12 protein-coding genes and 1 pseudogene are annotated in these 17,787 nt (G+C 31.0%); all 13 read right to left on the bottom strand.

From position 1 onward, the window contains the following. Window positions 1–4: 4 nt before the first annotated feature. Entirely contained in the window at window positions 5–757 is a 753-nt protein-coding gene (locus JFY71_RS07655) for an amino acid ABC transporter ATP-binding protein (protein WP_275955178.1), read from the bottom strand. Beyond that, window positions 741–2,347: pseudogene (locus JFY71_RS07650) on the bottom strand (ABC transporter permease subunit). The gene JFY71_RS07655 and the pseudogene JFY71_RS07650 overlap by 17 nt, the downstream one beginning before the upstream one ends. A 120-nt stretch (window positions 2,348–2,467) precedes the next feature. Further along, window positions 2,468–2,974 carry a hypothetical protein gene (locus JFY71_RS07645; RefSeq protein WP_243660219.1) on the bottom strand — a complete coding sequence of 169 codons (507 nt, stop codon included), beginning with the start codon at window positions 2,972–2,974 and terminating at the stop codon, window positions 2,468–2,470. 11 nt (window positions 2,975–2,985) lie between these two features. Next, complete coding sequence (locus JFY71_RS07640) at window positions 2,986–3,807, bottom strand: alpha/beta hydrolase (RefSeq protein WP_243660218.1); 822 nt, start codon at window positions 3,805–3,807, stop codon at window positions 2,986–2,988. A 52-nt stretch (window positions 3,808–3,859) separates the two neighbouring features. Further along, complete coding sequence (gene truA, locus JFY71_RS07635) at window positions 3,860–4,600, bottom strand: tRNA pseudouridine(38-40) synthase TruA (RefSeq protein ID WP_243660217.1); 741 nt, start codon at window positions 4,598–4,600, stop codon at window positions 3,860–3,862. After that, entirely contained in the window at window positions 4,600–5,397 is a 798-nt protein-coding gene (locus JFY71_RS07630) for an energy-coupling factor transporter transmembrane component T family protein (RefSeq protein ID WP_243660216.1), read from the bottom strand. Before JFY71_RS07630 ends, truA begins: the two co-directional genes overlap by 1 nt. Continuing rightward, window positions 5,390–6,253 carry an energy-coupling factor transporter ATPase gene (locus tag JFY71_RS07625; protein WP_243660215.1) on the bottom strand — a complete coding sequence of 288 codons (864 nt, stop codon included), beginning with the start codon at window positions 6,251–6,253 and terminating at the stop codon, window positions 5,390–5,392. Before JFY71_RS07625 ends, JFY71_RS07630 begins: the two co-directional genes overlap by 8 nt. Next, complete coding sequence (locus JFY71_RS07620; protein ID WP_243660214.1) at window positions 6,244–7,080, bottom strand: energy-coupling factor transporter ATPase; 837 nt, start codon at window positions 7,078–7,080, stop codon at window positions 6,244–6,246. The genes JFY71_RS07625 and JFY71_RS07620 overlap by 10 nt, the downstream gene beginning before the upstream one ends. A gap of 62 nt (window positions 7,081–7,142) precedes the next feature. Beyond that, window positions 7,143–7,679 carry a TIGR01440 family protein gene (locus tag JFY71_RS07615; RefSeq protein WP_243660213.1) on the bottom strand — a complete coding sequence of 179 codons (537 nt, stop codon included), beginning with the start codon at window positions 7,677–7,679 and terminating at the stop codon, window positions 7,143–7,145. Window positions 7,680–7,745: 66 nt separating this feature from the next. After that, window positions 7,746–11,309 (bottom strand): DNA-directed RNA polymerase subunit beta', encoded by a 3,564-nt coding sequence (gene rpoC / locus JFY71_RS07610; protein ID WP_243660212.1) that lies wholly within the window; start codon window positions 11,307–11,309, stop codon window positions 7,746–7,748. A gap of 45 nt (window positions 11,310–11,354) precedes the next feature. Then, complete coding sequence (gene rpoB / locus JFY71_RS07605) at window positions 11,355–15,011, bottom strand: DNA-directed RNA polymerase subunit beta (RefSeq protein ID WP_243660211.1); 3,657 nt, start codon at window positions 15,009–15,011, stop codon at window positions 11,355–11,357. Between the two features lie 135 nt (window positions 15,012–15,146). After that, complete coding sequence (gene malQ / locus JFY71_RS07600; RefSeq protein ID WP_243660210.1) at window positions 15,147–16,673, bottom strand: 4-alpha-glucanotransferase; 1,527 nt, start codon at window positions 16,671–16,673, stop codon at window positions 15,147–15,149. A 17-nt stretch (window positions 16,674–16,690) separates the two neighbouring features. Next, window positions 16,691–17,776 (bottom strand): ABC transporter ATP-binding protein, encoded by a 1,086-nt coding sequence (locus tag JFY71_RS07595; RefSeq protein ID WP_243660209.1) that lies wholly within the window; start codon window positions 17,774–17,776, stop codon window positions 16,691–16,693. Between the last annotated feature and the right edge of the window lie 11 nt (window positions 17,777–17,787).

Genomic DNA, 17,787 nt, shown 5'->3' with positions numbered 1-17,787 from the left:
GGCTTTACTTAATTTCATTTCTAAATCTTGATAAAAATTCTTTTGTTCTATCATGTTTAGGATTTTCAAATATTTCTTCAGGTTTTCCTTCTTCAGCAATAACTCCCTTATCCATAAAGCAAACTCGTGTGGAAACGTCTCTTGCAAATTCCATTTCATGTGTTACCACAACCATAGTCATGCCTTCTTCTGCTAAAGATTCCATTACATTTAAAACTTCTCCTACCATTTCAGGGTCCAAGGCCGATGTAGGCTCATCAAACAATAACACTTCAGGGTTCATTGACAAGGCCCTTGCTATTGCTACCCTTTGCTTTTGCCCACCGGAAATTTGTGAAGGCTTCGCATTTATATAGGCTGCCATACCAACTTTTTCTAAATATTCTTTAGCTATTTTTTCTGCTTCTTGGCGGTCTCTCTTCAAAACCTTAACTTGACCTACAACGCAATTATCTAAAATTGATAGATTATTAAAAAGATTAAATTGTTGAAATACCATTCCTACTTTAGACCTGTATTCATTTTCATTAAACTCCCCATCCATAATGGATTTACCATGAAATTTAATATCTCCTCCTGTTGGTTCTTCAAGTAAGTTTATACATCTTAACATTGTAGATTTCCCCGAACCGGATGAGCCTATTACAGATACTACTTCTCCCTCTGAAATAGTTAAGTCTATATCCTTTAAAACTTCAACATCTCCAAAACTTTTTTTCAAATGTAAAATTTCAATTATTTTATTTTTTTCTGACATTTGTGCCTCCTGTACTAGACTCCATTACAAAACTTGCACTATCAAACATTTTCTTTTCTACTAATCTTAATATTCTAGTAACTGTAAATGTTAATATAAAATAAACTACTGCTATAACAATATAAGTTTGGAAATATTTATTAGTTGTTCCTGCTACTGATCTACCGATAAAGAATAATTCTGTTACAGATATTACTGATAATACAGAAGTGTCCTTAATATTAATTACGAATTCGTTTCCTATAGAAGGTATAATATTTTTAATAGTTTGAGGAAGTACTACATTTATCATTGTTTGTGAATGAGTCATTCCTATTGCCTTACATGCTTCAAACTGTCCTTCATCTATGGAGTTTATTCCCCCTCTTACAACTTCAGATAAATATGCACCTGTATTAATTGAAACTACTAATAGAGCCGTTGGTAATATAGCTGTTTTTATACCTAGTACAAAGGGAATACCATAGAATATTAACATGGCTTGTACCATCATTGGTGTTCCTCTAAATATTTCTACATAACAAGCTAATAGAAAGTCCACTATTTTCATTAAATAATATTTAACTGGATTTTTTTCTTATTAGTTTTAATATTTCTAATTACTGCTACTAATAACCCTAAAATAAATCCTACCGATGTTGCTACTAACGCAAGTAACATTGTAATACCAACACCATTAATTATATTAGACCAATATGTAGTAACTATATTTTTAATATCTGACCAGAATCCTTCACTTTCTGGATTTAATTCCTCCTGTAACCTTACAGCATCATCCATTATTCCCAACCTATCTTCTTCAGATATGTTAGAAAGTACTTCATTTATACTTGTTGTTAATTCACTACCTTTCCTTAAGCCAACAGCAACTGAAGTGTCCTCACTGCTAGTTTCAAAACCCATTCCCTCTTCAAATTCAATAAAAGTTAAATCGTCATTGGCTCTTGTTGCCGATAAAGCTCCCGGTTTTTCAGAAACATAGCCATCCACTTTCCCTGTTTTCGTACTTAAAATCATAGTAGAAAAAGTATCCATAGGCTTAGCTTTTTTTACACCATTCATTTGATCGATTACAGTATAATGAAAGGTATTTAACTGTCCTGTTATTTCAGCACCTTTAAAATCTTGAATGGACTTGGCCTTTTCATACTTACTGCCTTTTTGTATGACAACAACTAAATCAGATGTATAATAACTATCTGAAAAATCAATTTCTTTTTTTCTATCTTTTGTAGGGGACATTCCTGCTATAATTGCATCTATTTTTCCACTTTGCAGTGCTGGAATAAGTCCATCCCATTCTGTTTTTATTATTTCAAGTTTTAGTCCTAGTCCATCTGCGATTTTTTTTGCCATTTGAACATCGTAACCATTTGCATATTCTCCTGAGCTATTGGCTACTGGATATGCATCATAATCGCTATTTGGTTGTGTCCAGTTAAATGGGGCATAATTTACCTCCATCCCTACCCTAAAAACGCCTTCTGTTGCTGTTGTTTCAGCATTACTTATGGTTAAAGGGTTAATTAACGATATAAGTAATACAAAAATAAATGAAAGCGAAAAAAGGCCTTTTGCTTTTCTTTTTATCACTATTAACAATCCTCCCTTAATTTACAAATATATCTTAGTATATCATAATTATTTGATATATTCATTTATAATATTAAATAATTTTTACATAAAAAAAGAAAGTTTTGGGACTTTCTTTTAATAATATATGGTTAATTTATAAAAATTTATTAGAAAAAATATTTTTAAAACCGATATTCCTATTGTAAAAATAAAGCTGACTTCAATACTAAATAAATTTAAAATTATAGATAAAAATAATAAGACTATAATAATATCATTTGTAATAATCAATCTATTAGTAATATTTAAATATGTGTCTATTTCTTTAGTAAAATTTAATGTTATATTTATTAAATATAAGGGAGTAAAAATTAGTAAGAGCCTTAATAAAGAAATTGCTACATTATTAATTTCAATATCCAATAATTCCATAGTCATTTGGATGAAAATTGTAATTAAAATTAAAATATATAAAATTAAAAAATATTTAAATTCTTTCTTATAGCTAAATTTTTCCTTATTTCCAAAAGCTACTAAAGTAGTCCCTAAAATATTAATCAATAATGTAAATATCCCATTATTAGAATTTACATATAATGGATTTAAATAAATAATTAATATTCCTATAAAAACTTTATACATTCTATTTGCCTTTAAATTCTTTGTCTAATCCAGTTAACATAGTCTCTAATTACCATGTCTTTTGTTGGTTCATTAAATAATTCATGATAGAGAGAATTATATATTTTTAATGTTTTATCCGATGATGATATTTCATTATAAAATCTTTTACTAGCTTCTTTAGATATTACTTTATCATCTCCACCATGACCTAAAAAACATGGATAATAATATTTTGATATATTGTTAAATATGTTTTCAGAAGCTTTAATTGTAAACTCCCTCATAAATCTAAGAGTAGCTTTATTTATAACTAATGGATCATTTTTATAACTTTCTACAATATTTTTATCTGAAGAAATATTTTCACTTACAGGATTGTTTATATAAACTTTTGAAAAAATTTTTGATGCCATTTTTAAAAATTGTTTTTTTATTCTTGGTACATCATAAAAATAACCAAAAGCTCCACCTGAAAATAATTGTCCATTTAAAGTATTGGGAAATTTTATACCAAAATTGGCAGAAATATTTCCTCCCATACTATGACCTAATGTGAAAATTTTTATATTTTCATTATTATCTATTACAAATCTAACTATTTCATATAAATCATCAACCATTTCTTTATATGATTTCATATCACCCATTTTACCTGTACTTAAACCATGACCTCTTGCATCATATCTAAATACTGAAATATTATTTTGATTTAATTTTTTTGTTATATAGTTATATCTTTCAATATGCTCAGCAAAACCATGTACTAATATTACAATAGCAATTGGATTTGAAACATAGTCTTCTCTATAACGTAATTGAATAGAATCTTTTGTTAAAAAATATTTGTCCATAATATCCCCTCATATATATTATATAACAAAAAAGCTAAAGCTAGGCTTTAACTTAATAATATACCTTCATAAGATATAAACCATTTGGTGATATTGTAGGACCGGCATTAATTCTATTACAATTTAATAATGCTTTTTCCAACCAGTCTATATCTCTTTTTCCTCTACCCACTTCAATTAAAGAACCTACTATAATCCTTACCATATTCCTTAAAAAACTCTCTGCTTCAAAGTAAAAAATTATATCTCCTTTTTCTTCCTTAACTTCAATTTTATCCAATGTTCTATTCATATTTATTTCTTCATCTATTTTTGCATTAGTAAAGGAGCTAAAATTATGATGTCCCAATAATATTTTTGAGCCATACCTTATTCTATTTAAATCCAATTTATAGGGTGTGTATCCCTTGTAATTTCTATACATTGGATGCATAAGTCTATTGTTGCTTAATACATATCTATACAATTTACCTTTTGCGCTAAATCGTGAATGAAAACAATCTTCCACTTCCTCAACTTTTGTAATTTGTATAGATTCTTCTCCTAAAAAAGTATTAAGCCCCCTTCTAATATTATCTGTTGTAAATTTATCATCTATAAAAAAATTTGTTACTTGACCAAAAGCATGAACTCCCTTATCTGTTCTACCTGCAGTAGATAATATAACATCTTTTCCAGTAAGTTTTTTTATTGCTTTTAAAATTTCCCCTTCTACTGTTTTATAACCATTTTGCTTTTGCCAGCCAAAATAATTACTTCCATCGTATTGTACAATTAGTTTTACATTTTTCATTAAATATACCTTGTTCCAAAAATAATTGCTAAAAATAAAAATATTAAAATCATGCCTAAATAATCTCTTTTTACAAAAACAAGTTCATTTAATCTTGTTCTTCCATCTCCACCTCTATAACACCTAGCCTCCATAGCCGTTGCTAATTCATCGGCTCTTCTAAAGGAATTAATGAAAAGTGGTACTAGTAAAGGAACTAGATTTTTAGCTCTTTTTATTATATTTCCCGATTCAAAATCAGCTCCTCTAGCAGTTTGGGATTTTATAATTTTATCGGCCTCTTCAAATAAAGTTGGAATAAACCTTAAAGCTATTGTCATCATCATGGCTAATTGATGAGATGGAAAACCAATTTTCGATAAGGGTCTCATAATGGATTCCAAACCATCTGTTAGTGCTATGGGACTGGTTGTTAAAGTCAATAATGATGTACCTAAAACTAGGAATACCAATCTTAAAGCCATAAATATAGCTGTGTTTAAACCTTCTTTAGTTATTGTGAAAATCCAAAACTTAGTTAAAACTTCGCCCTGAGTCATAAATATATTTATAAGGAAAGTCAATATAATTATAAATCTTAAGGGTTTTAAACCTTTCATTACAAATTTAATTGGTATTTTAGTAGTTTTTAAAATCAATAGGACCAATAAAGTTAAAGGAAAATATATAAATATATTATTTATTAAAAAAATTGCTACAATATAAATTGCTACAGCTAGAATTTTAACTCTTGGATCTAATTTATGAATTATACTATCTCCAGGAAAATACTGTCCAATTGTAATGTCTTTAATCATAGTTCTTCTCCTTTAAATATTTTGATAATACTTCATAAGCTTCCTCAATAGTAATTATATCTGTAGGAATATCCAATCCTTTTTCCTTTAACTTGAGCATAAATTCAGTAACTTGAGGTACATCAAGACCTACAGAAGTAAGCTTATCCGGTTTTGCAAATATTTCTTTTGGAGTTCCATCCATAAAGATTTTTCCCTTGTCCATTACAATTATTCGATTAACTAATCTAGCTACATCTTCCATGCTATGGGATACTAGTATAATTGAAATATTTTCAGTATCATATAAATATCTTATTTCATCTAATATTTCATCTCTACCTCTTGGGTCTAAGCCGGCAGTAGGTTCATCTAAAACCAAACACTGTGGCTTCATTGCTAAAACTCCTGCAATAGCAACTCTTCTTTTTTGTCCTCCCGATAGTTCAAAGGGAGATTTATCCTTAATATTTTCATAATCCAGTCTAACTAAATCACAAGCCCACTTAACTCTTTCTTCAATTTCCTCTTCAGAGCATCCAATATTTGATGGCCCAAAGGCAATATCCTTATATACTGTTTCTTCAAATAATTGATATTCCGGATATTGAAAAACCAGTCCAACTTTTTTTCTAATATCTATTTTACTTTTACTCTTTTCTTCCGTATCTACACCATCAATATAAATTTTTCCGGATGTAGGGGTAATAAGAGCATTTAAATGTTGTACTAAAGTAGATTTACCACTTCCCGTATGACCTATTATTCCTATAAATTCCCTATCACCTATATTTAAAGATATATTGTCAATGGCAACTTTTGAAAACGGATTTTCTTCATTATACACATATGACAAGTTTTTTATTTCTATTTGCATATTTCATTCACCAAATCATCGATATTTAAGACTCCACTTTCAATATTGAAGCCATTTGTTTTTAATTCATAGGCTAATTCCGTTACTTGTGGCACATCTAAGCCTAGTTGTTTCATTTTTTGGACATTTGAAAAAACCGCTTTAGGTTCACCTTCTAATTCTACTAAACCATCATTCATAACAAAAATCCTATCAGCTAGAATAGCCTCCTCCATAAAATGTGTTATTAAAATAATAGTTTTGCCAGAATCATTAAGTCTGGTTATAGTATTTACTATTTCCTTTCTACCATTAGGATCTAGCATAGCTGTAGGCTCATCTAAAAGAATACAATCCGGATTCATTGCTAATATACCGGCTATTGCTATTCTTTGCTTTTGACCTCCAGATAAAAGAGCAGGTGAATGCATTTTATACTCTAACATATCTACAGTTTTTAATGCATTATCTACTCTTTCTCTTAACTGTGGCATTGGAACACCTAAATTTTCCGGTCCAAAAGCCACGTCCTCTTCTACTATTGTTGCTACTATTTGGTTGTCAGGATTTTGGAATACCATACCACATGTTTTTCTTATATCCCAAATATTTTTTTCTTCCCTAGTGTTTAAGCCATTTACTGTAATATCCCCTTCATTGGGAATCATTTGGGCATTTATTAATTTAGCTAAAGTGGATTTCCCACAACCATTATGACCTAATATTGCAATAAATTCTCCTCTTTTTATATCCATATTAATGCCTTTTAAAGCATAGACAATATCTTTTTCGTCTTCGGCATCATAATTAAATTTTACATCTTTAATTTCTATAATATTATCTTCCATTTTATACTCCTGTAAATCATTACATTATTATACCATAAGTCATTATGGTTATATTTGGAAAATTATAGATATTCAGCTCTTGCTCCACCAATTAATTTCGGTCTAATTTTAGCACCTGTTACAATTGTTTCTCCAATTGTATTTGGATTAAGTCTTAAAGGTATACAGACATGTTTCATATGCATTCCTATCATAGTTAAACCAATATCCATACCATAATCCGCCTTAATATATTCTACAACAACAGGTTCTTTAAACAGACTATAAACAGCTGTTGCAAATGAACCTCCGGCCTTTGGTTTAGGAACCACAGTTACTATTTCAAAACCAAATTTTTCTGCAACCTCTTTTTCAACTACTAATGCCCTATTTAAATGTTCACAACATTGTGCAGCTAAATATATATTATTTTTTTCACATAGATCTAATAATGTTTTCGCAACGGTTTCTCCTACTTCATAACTGGAATTTGTACCTATTTTAGAACCTATTATTTCACTACTACTACAACCAACTACTAAAATGTTTCCTTCTTCAAAATTACATTGTTCTTTTAATGATTCAAATGATTTTTCAATTTGTGATTTTATTTTTAACATAATAGCTCTCCTAGCTTTAAAAATTTAACAAAAAAGCTGAGCGAAGTTGCTCAGCCTTTTGTTAGTTTACTGTTCCTTTGAATCTACTTGTAATAAATCTGATAAATTTTCATTATCTTCTTCATTTCCAGGTTCTTCTTCAATTTTTCCTTCGTAGTCAATATCTATCTTATTATATTTTCTTACGCCAGTACCTGCTGGTATTAATTTACCTATAATTACATTTTCTTTTAATCCTAAAAGGTGATCTTCCTTACCTTTAATTGCCGCATCTGTTAAAACTCTTGTAGTTTCTTGGAAAGATGCTGCTGATAAAAATGAATCTGTAGCTAAGGATGCCTTTGTAATACCTAACAATGTTCTAGAACCACTAGCTGGAACTTTTCCTTCATTATTCAATTTTTCATTTATTATTTCGAATTCTCTTAGACTAACCATACTTCCTTCTAAGAATTCAGAGTCACCAGAATCTTCAATTTTCACTTTAGACAACATTTGTTTTATTATTATTTCAATATGTTTGTCATCTATATCAACACCTTGAAGTCTATAAACCTTTTGAACTTCCTTAGTAATATAGTCCTGAACACCTTCTGGTCCTTTTACAGCTAATATATCGTGTGGGTTTACTGAACCTTCTGTTAAAAGATCTCCCTTTTCAATATATTCACCGTCTTTTACTCTTATTCTTGCTCCATATGGTATAGCATAGATTTTTTCTTCGCCATCATCACCGGTAACAAGAATGTCGTGTCTTTTCTTATTATCTACTATTTGCACTGTTCCTGCTATTTCAGTAATATATGCAAGTCCTTTAGGTTTTCTTGCTTCAAAAAGCTCTTCAACCCTAGGAAGACCTTGAGTTATTCCTACTCCTGCAATACCACCGGAGTGGAATGTTCTCATTGTTAATTGAGTTCCCGGCTCACCTATTGATTGGGCTGCAATAATTCCAACAGCTTCTCCAATATTTACAGGTTTACCAGTAGCCAAGTTACGACCATAACATTTAGCACATACACCGTGGTCTAATTTACATCCTAATACCGATCTTACTTTAACTTCTGTAATACCTAGTTCCTTAATTTTATCGGCTATATCCTCTGTAATGATTTCATTTTTTTGTACTACCAGTTCTCCAGTTTCAAGATTTAAAATATCTTCAAAAGCTGTTCTACCAATAATTCTAGAAGACATATCCTCTATAACTTCTTTTCCTTCAGTAAAGTCTTTAGCTAGTACATATCTGTCTGTTCCACAGTCATCTTCTCTAACTATTATATCCTGTGAAACATCGACTAAACGTCTTGTTAAATATCCGGAGTCAGCTGTTCTTAATGCCGTATCCGATAATCCCTTTCTAGAGCCGTGAGTTGAAATAAAGAACTCCTGTACAGATAAGCCTTCCCTAAAGTTTGCTCTTATAGGTATTTCTATTGTTCTACCTGCTGCAGAACTCATTAATCCACGCATTCCAGCCAACTGTCTAATTTGGTTAGTTGAACCTCTCGCTCCAGAATTAGCCATTATAGCCAAGTTATTTTTCGGATCTAAATCCTTTAATAAAGCACCTGTTACATCGTCTGTTGCTTTATTCCAAATATCTATTACAAATTCGTATCTTTCATCTTCCGATACAAGACCTTTTCTTAATAATTTTTCATATTTAGAAACTTCTTTATCGGCCTCATTTAATATTTCATCTTTTTCAACTGGAACTTCAATATCACCCATGGATATTGTTATTGCTGCTATAGTTGAATATTTATATCCTATGGATTTAATATAGTCCAAAATTATTGCTGTACCAATATTTCCATGTTTTCTAAAACATCTGTCAATTATATCCCCTAATGTTTTCTTATCAACTAGCTTGTCAACTTCTAAAGAATATTTATCAACTTCTCTGTTTACATATCCTAAATCTTGAGGAATTCCTTCATTGAATATAAATCTACCAACAGTTGATTCAACTAATTTTCCTCTATCATCCGGTGAACATTTTACTCTGACCTTAACTTTGGAATGTAGTGAAATTATTTTGTTTTCATGTGCCCTTATCATTTCATTATAGTCTTGGTAAGTTCTAATGTTGTCTGATTCTTCAGCATCAGATGTTAAATAATATGCACCTAAAACCATATCTTGTGAAGGAGTAGTTATTGGTCTACCATCTTTTGGTGCTAAAATATTATTAGTGGACATCATCAATAATCTTGCTTCTGCTTGGGCTTCTACAGATAATGGTAAATGGACAGCCATTTGGTCACCATCAAAGTCTGCATTGTAAGCAGTACAAACTAATGGATGAAGTTTTATAGCCTTTCCTTCAACTAGTACCGGTTCAAATGCCTGAATTCCCAGTCTATGCAAAGTAGGGGCTCTGTTTAATAGTACAGGATGATCTTTTATAACTGATTCTAATACGTCCCATACTTTTTCATTTTCCCTTTCTACCATTTTCTTAGCATTTTTTATATTATGAGAAATACCTCTTTGAACTAATTCCTTCATAACAAAAGGTTTAAATAATTCTAAGGCCATTTTCTTAGGTAAACCACATTGATAGAATTTCAAATTTGGTCCAACTACTATTACAGAACGTCCTGAATAGTCAACCCTTTTTCCTAGTAGGTTTTGTCTAAATCTACCGGTTTTACCCTTAAGCATATCTGACAAACTCTTTAGCGGTCTATTTCCTGGACCTGTAACAGGCTTACCTCTTCTTCCATTATCAATTAAAGCATCTACGGCTTCTTGTAACATTCTTTTTTCATTTCTTACAATAATGTCCGGTGCTCCAATATCAAGAAGTCTTTTTAATCTATTGTTTCTATTTATTACTCTTCTATAAAGATCATTTAAGTCAGAAGTTGCAAATCTTCCACCTTCTAATTGAACCATTGGTCTTAAATCCGGTGGAATTACAGGAACTGCTTCTAATATCATCCATTCCGGTCTATTACCTGATTGTCTAAAAGCTTCTACTACTTCTAATCTTCTAACTATTCTTATTTTCTTTTGTCCTGTTGCAGTTCCAAGAGCTTCTTTTAGTTCTTCATATTCTTTTTCTAAGTCTACTAAAAGTAGTAACTCTTTAACTGCCTCAGCACCCATACCAGCTTTAAAGTCTACACCCTCTGTGTATCTATCGCAAGCTTCATTATACTCATACTCTGTTAATAATTGTTTATTGAATAAATCAGTATCTCCTGCATCTATAACAACATAACTTGCAAAGTATAATATTTTTTCTAAGGCTCTAGGACTCATGTCTAGAAGTAAACCCATTCTAGATGGAATCCCTTTAAAATACCATATATGAGAAACCGGTGCAGCTAATTCAATGTGTCCAATTCTTTCCCTACGAACTTTGGACTTAGTTACTTCAACACCACATTTTTCACAAATGACACCTTTATATCTTATTCTTTTATATTTTCCACAGTTACATTCCCAGTCTTTAGTAGGACCAAATATTTTTTCACAAAATAGTCCTTCTTTTTCCGGTTTTAAAGTTCTGTAGTTAATTGTTTCCGGCTTTTTTACTTCTCCATAAGACCATTGTCTAATTTTTTCCGGAGAAGCTAAACCTATTTTTAACGAATCAAAAGTATTTATTTCTTCCAAGGAGTCTCTCCTTTCATACACATATATAAGTTCATGGTTTATTAATTATTCTTGTTGAAGGCTACTTTCATCTTTTTCAATAATAGAAAAACCTAACTCGGTATCTGATTTATATTCATCAGATTCTATATCATTTACTATTTCTTCTTTCTTAGTAAATTCATTTTCCACACTGTGAAAGTCCATTACTTCATCATCATTTTCTTTAAAGAAAATTTGCTCATGATTAGCATTTAATAATTTCACATCTAAAGACAATGATTGTAGTTCTTTAATTAAAACTTTAAATGATTCTGGTACACCAGGCTCTGGAATATTTTCTCCCTTTACTATTGATTCGTAAGTTTTAACACGACCAACTATATCATCTGATTTAACAGTTAAGATTTCTTGTAAAGTATGAGATGCTCCATAAGCTTCTAAAGCCCAAACTTCCATTTCACCAAATCTTTGTCCACCAAATTGAGCCTTACCTCCAAGTGGTTGTTGTGTAACTAAAGAATATGGACCTGTAGAACGAGCATGTATTTTTTCATCTACTAAATGATGTAGTTTTAACATATACATGTAACCTACAGTTACTGGGTTATCAAATGATTCTCCTGTTCTTCCATCTCTAACTCTTACTTTTCCATTTCCTGGATATCCTGCTTGTTCTAAAGCTTCAATAATATCTTTATCTGAAGCACCATCAAATACAGGTGTTGCAACTTTCCATCCAAGTTTCTTAGCTGCTAATCCTAAATGAACTTCCAATACCTGTCCTAAGTTCATTCTTGAAGGTACCCCTAATGGGTTTAATACAATTTGAATTGGAGTTCCATCATCTAAATATGGCATATCTTCCACAGGCAATATTCTTGAAACTACCCCTTTATTACCATGACGTCCACACATTTTATCTCCAACTTGTATTTTTCTTTTTGTAGCAACATAAACTCTAACTACTTGGTTAACACCTGGTGATAATTCATCTCCATTAGCTCTTGTATATACTTTAACATCTACTACTATTCCAGTTTCTCCATGGGGAACTCTTAATGAAGTATCCCTTACTTCTCTAGCTTTTTCTCCAAATATTGCTCTTAATAGTCTTTCTTCAGCTGATAATTCAGTTTCTCCCTTAGGAGTAACCTTTCCAACTAAAATATCACCACTAGTAACTTCAGCCCCTATTCTAATAATACCTCTGTCATCAAGATCTTTTCTCATATCTTCCCCAACATTTGGTATATCCTTAGTTATTTCTTCTGGACCTAATTTAGTTTCCCTAGCTTCACTTTCATGTTCTTCAATATGAAGTGATGTTAAAACATCATCAATAACCAATTTTTCATTTAATAACATAGCATCTTCGAAGTTATAGCCTTCCCAAGTCATAAATGCTATTAAAATATTTTTTCCTAAAGCTATTTCACCATTTTCAGTACTTGGACCATCTGCAATAATATCACCAACAGATACTCTATCGCCTACTTTAACTATTGGCCTTTGATTAAATGCAGTTCCTTGGTTGGATCTTTTAAACTTTAAGACCTTATATCTTTCAACTCTTTTATCTTCATCTCTAGTTATATGAATTTCATTACTTGCAACTTTTGTAACAACACCATTACAGTTACTCAATACAACAACGCCTGAATCTTTAGCCGCTTTATGTTCTATACCGGTTCCTATAATCGGTGCATCTGTTTTTAATAATGGAACAGCTTGTCTCTGCATATTAGAACCCATAAGGGCACGTGTAGCATCATCATTTTCCAAGAATGGAATCATAGCTGTACCTACAGAAACTATCTGTTGTGGACTAACGTCCATATAGTCAACTTTTTCCCTAGGATAAATATCATTTTCTCCATTGTAACCACGACCTAATACCCTTTCATTAACAAATGCTCCATTTTCATCTAGTGGCTCATTTGCCTGCGCTATTATAAAAGTATCTTCAAGATCTGCAGTTAAAAGGTCAATTTGATCCGTAACAACTCCATTTTCAACTTTCCTATAAGGAGTTTGTAAAAATCCATACTCATTTAAACTAGCATAGGTAGTCATGGAAGTAATAAGACCAATGTTTGGTCCTTCTGGAGTTTCTATTGGACAAATTCTTCCATAATGAGTATCGTGGACGTCTCTGACTTCCGCCCCGGCTCTATCTCTACTAAGTCCACCTGGTCCTAATGCAGACATTCTTCTTTTATGGGTAAGTTCTGCTAAAGGATTTGTTTGGTCCATAAATTGAGACAATTGACTGGAACCAAAGAATTCCTTTATAGATGCTACTACCGGTCTTATATTTATTAAGGCCTGAGGTGTAGCTAAATCAGGATCTTGTGTAGACATTCTTTCTTTTACTACTCTTTCCATTCTAGAAAGACCTATTCTAAATTGATTTTGTAAAAGTTCTCCTACTGCCCTAACTCTTCTATTACCTAAATGATCAATATCATCTACTTTTCCTACACCGTAGAAAAGATTGAATTCATAGGAAATACTTGCAAGAATATCCTGTGGAGTAATATGAATTGGACTTAAGGCATTGTAATTTTCTTTAATTGCATTTCTAATATCTTTTTCGTTATCATAAGTTTCTAAAATTTCTTTCATCTTAGGATAATATACTTTTTCTGATAATTTTAAATCAGAAATATCAAAATCAATATCAAATGCATCTAAATCTACAAATCTATTACTAATAACTCTAACTTTATTTTCATCTTTTATTACATCTAAAAAGTAAATACCTGCATCTTCAATGCTTTTAGCAATTTCGTTGTTTATAAATTCGCCTTCAGAAACCAATATTTCTCCGGTTTCTTCATTAACAACATCATATGCAGCGTGTGTTCCAACTATTCTATCTACTAAAGATAATTTTTTATTAAATTTATATCTACCTACTTTTGCTAAATCATATCTTCTACTATCAAAAAATAGGTTGTTAATAAGAGGCTCTGCAGATTCTATTGCTGCTGGATCCCCTGGTTTTAATTTTCTATATATTTCTAATAAGGCTTCTTCTCTTGTATTTGAGACCTCTTTTTCAAGAGTCGCTCTTAATTCCTTCGTATCCCCTAAAGCTTCTATTATTTCCTCGTCTGTAGGATATATTAAAGCTCTAAGTAAAGTAGTAACAGGTAATTTTCTAGTCCTGTCTATTCTTACACTAATAACCCCATTTGCATCTGTATCATACTCTAACCATGCACCTCTATTAGGTATAACTGTGGAAGAATATAATTTATTTCCAGATTTATCTATTTCTTCTCCATAATAAACACCTGGAGAACGAACTAACTGGCTTACTATAACTCTTTCAGCACCGTTTATAATAAAAGTACCACTATTGGTCATCATAGGAAAATCTCCCATGAAAACTTCTTGCTCTTTTACTTCTTCTGTTTCCTTATTAATAAGCCTTACCTTAACTTTTAGGGGACAAGAATAATTTGCATCCCTGTCTTTAGCTTCTACCTCAGAATACTTAGGAGTCTCCTCTAAATAATAGTCAATAAATTCTAGTACTAAAGAACCTGCATAGTCAGAAATAGGACTTATATCGTCAAAAACTTCTCTAAGTCCTTCTTTTAAAAACCAATCATAACTATTCTTTTGTACTGCTATTAAATTAGGGAGATCTAGAACTTTCTGAATACGAGAATAACTTACTCTTTCTGTAATTCCGTACTGTTCTTTATGCATAAGCGATCCACCTCTCTATAAATGAAAAAGACAAATAAACATGTATAAGATTTTTATACATATTTATCCAGTTTCTAATATTACATCTAAATATTATAACATGAGAAAAAAAGAATTATCAACTTTTGATAATTCTTATCTATTTCTACTATATAATTTTGTTAAACCGGCTATTTTATCTGCTAAATCTTTTGTTAACATATTAGACTTAACTCTCCACTTCCAATTTCCTAGAGTTCCCGGTTTGTTCATCCTTGAAAATTCTCCTAAACAAAGAAAATCTTGCATTTGTGCAATAGCTAAATTTGCAACTGAACTCCATACACCACGAATTAAGCCCCATTCATATCCTTCTTCTTTATTTAATTTTAAATAATCTACAGCATAGTCTATGGTTTCTTTCGGGGAATTTTCTAACCAAGAGGTTAGGGTCTCATTATCATGAGTTCCAGTGTACATAACCCAGTTTCTTTCAACATTATGTGGTAAATAATCCGATTCGTCATATGGTGAAAAAGCAAATTGAAGTATTTTCATTCCAGGAAATCCCGTATACTCTCTTAAAGCTGTTACTTCCTTTGTCATATACCCTAAATCTTCAGCAATTACATCTAAATTTGGTATCTCTTCTTTTAATTTACCAAAAAATTCTTCTGCCGGTCCCTTTGTCCATTTACCATTTTTTGCTGTTTCATGATCTGATGGAATTTCCCAAAATGATTCAAAGCCCCTAAAATGATCAATACGAATTTTATCAAATAATTTCATATTGATTTTCATTCTTTTAATCCACCATTTATATCCATCATCTCTTAGTGCTTTCCAATTATAGACTGGATTACCCCACAATTGTCCATCTTCTGTAAAATCATCAGGAGGGCAACCTCCTACTGTAATAGGTTCATGGTTTTCATCAACTTTAAAATATCTATAATCTACCCAAATATCACAACTATCAGGTGCAACATAGATTGGCAAATCACCTATAATCTTTATTCCATTATCATTAGCATATTTTTTTAATTCTTCATATTGTTTAAAGAAGTTAAGTTGAAGAAAATAATGAAATTCCATTTCCTTAGATAGCTTTTCCCTATAATGTTCTACTGCTTTTTCTTCTCTAAGTTTTATGTCATTATCCCAATTTATCCATGAAACCCCATTAAAGTATTCTTTTAAAGCCATAAATAAGGCATAGTCATAAATCCATTCCTTGTTCTCTTCTAAAAACTCGCTATAGTCCCAATTTAATTTCCTAGCCCTATTAAATGCTTTTCTTAGAACATCCATTTTATTATTGTATATTAAACTATAATCCACTTCCTCTTCATTATGTCCAAAATTTACATTTTCGTAATCTTCTAACTCTAACAATCCTATATCTTTTAAAATATCAAAATCTATAAAATACGGATTTCCGGCAAAAGATGAATATGATTGATAGGGACTATCTCCATAGGTAGTTGGTCCTAATGGTAGTACTTGCCAATATTTTTGATTAGCATCTTTAAGAAAATCTACAAAATCATAAGCAGCTTTACCAAAAGTTCCTATTCCATATTTCGAAGGAAGTGAAGTAATATGCATAATAATTCCACTTTCTCTTAATTTGTTTACTTTTTTATAATTATATTCGTCGTTTTTGTTAATATGCTCTTCCATATACCCTCTCTAATATTTTAAATTCTTAAACCAGTTTCTGTATCAAAATAATGAACAGCTTTTGGGTCAAACTTAAATATTTTTTCTTCTCCTTCACTAAAGCTTAGGTATCCTGGCATTGTCATTACAATTTCCTTAGAATCTTTTAATTTAACATACAGGACTTTTTCTTTACCTAAATTTTCTACAACTTCTATTTTACCAGTAAAACATCCTTTTTCAAGTTTATCTTTTATTTCAAATCTTTCAGATCTAATTCCTATTGTAATATTTTTATTTGCATAATCTACGAACCTATTTTTTTCTTCATCTAAAGGCTCAAATTTAACTTCACCACTTAAAGATTCAAATTGTCCATTTATAAATTTCCCCTCAATTACATTCATTGTAGGTGAACCTATGAATTGTGCAACAAATAAATTATTTGGCCTATCATAAAACTCATCCGGTTTTCCAACTTGCTGTACAACACCCTTGTCCAATAAAACAATTTTCGTTGCCATTGTCATGGCCTCTGTTTGGTCATGAGTTACATAAATTGAAGTAGTTTCCAATTGTTTATGTAGTTTAACTAATTCAATTCTCATATGTTCTCTTAGTTTTGCGTCTAAATTAGATAAAGGCTCATCCATTAAGAATACTGCCGGCTTTCTGACCATGGCTCTTCCAAGAGCAACCCTCTGTCTTTGTCCTCCTGAAATATCAGATGGTTTTGAATACAAATAGTCCTCTATTTGCAAAACTTTTGCCGCTTCTGTTACCCTATCGTGAATGGTTTTTTTACTAGTTTTTCTCATTGCTAGAGAAAAAGCCATATTATCATAAACCGTCATATGAGGGTAGAGAGCATAGGATTGAAAAACCATAGCTATATCCCTGTCCTTTGATGCTACCTTATTCATAAGCCTTCCATTAAATAGCAATTCACCTTCTGTAATTGAATTAAGTCCTGCTACCATTCTTAGCAATGTTGATTTACCACATCCTGATGGACCAAGTATTACACAGAAATCATGACTTTCTATATCTAAATCTATATTTCTAATGGTAAAATCTTCTCTACCTTCATATTTTTTACCTATATTTTTTAAAGTTACTTTCATAATTTCCCCCT

Origin of the sequence: Miniphocaeibacter halophilus (genome assembly GCF_016458825.1) — a bacterium.
GTDB lineage: Bacteria > Bacillota > Clostridia > Tissierellales > Peptoniphilaceae > Miniphocaeibacter > Miniphocaeibacter halophilus.
The sequence above is the reverse complement of the archived record's forward strand: the minus strand, read 5'-3'. Positions and strand labels throughout refer to the sequence as shown.

Bases quoted from the DNA above. Each gene is read 5' to 3' on its own strand.
- JFY71_RS07655 (WP_275955178.1), bottom strand. From the start codon at position 757: ATGTCAGAAAAAAATAAAATAATTGAAATTTTACATTTGAAAAAAAGT.
- JFY71_RS07645 (WP_243660219.1), bottom strand. From the start codon at position 2,974: ATGTATAAAGTTTTTATAGGAATATTAATTATTTATTTAAATCCATTA.
- JFY71_RS07640 (WP_243660218.1), bottom strand. From the start codon at position 3,807: ATGGACAAATATTTTTTAACAAAAGATTCTATTCAATTACGTTATAGA.
- truA (WP_243660217.1), bottom strand. From the start codon at position 4,600: ATGAAAAATGTAAAACTAATTGTACAATACGATGGAAGTAATTATTTT.
- JFY71_RS07630 (WP_243660216.1), bottom strand. From the start codon at position 5,397: ATGATTAAAGACATTACAATTGGACAGTATTTTCCTGGAGATAGTATA.
- JFY71_RS07625 (WP_243660215.1), bottom strand. From the start codon at position 6,253: ATGCAAATAGAAATAAAAAACTTGTCATATGTGTATAATGAAGAAAAT.
- JFY71_RS07620 (WP_243660214.1), bottom strand. From the start codon at position 7,080: ATGGAAGATAATATTATAGAAATTAAAGATGTAAAATTTAATTATGAT.
- JFY71_RS07615 (WP_243660213.1), bottom strand. From the start codon at position 7,679: ATGTTAAAAATAAAATCACAAATTGAAAAATCATTTGAATCATTAAAA.
- rpoB (WP_243660211.1), bottom strand. From the start codon at position 15,011: ATGCATAAAGAACAGTACGGAATTACAGAAAGAGTAAGTTATTCTCGT.
- malQ (WP_243660210.1), bottom strand. From the start codon at position 16,673: ATGGAAGAGCATATTAACAAAAACGACGAATATAATTATAAAAAAGTA.
- JFY71_RS07595 (WP_243660209.1), bottom strand. From the start codon at position 17,776: ATGAAAGTAACTTTAAAAAATATAGGTAAAAAATATGAAGGTAGAGAA.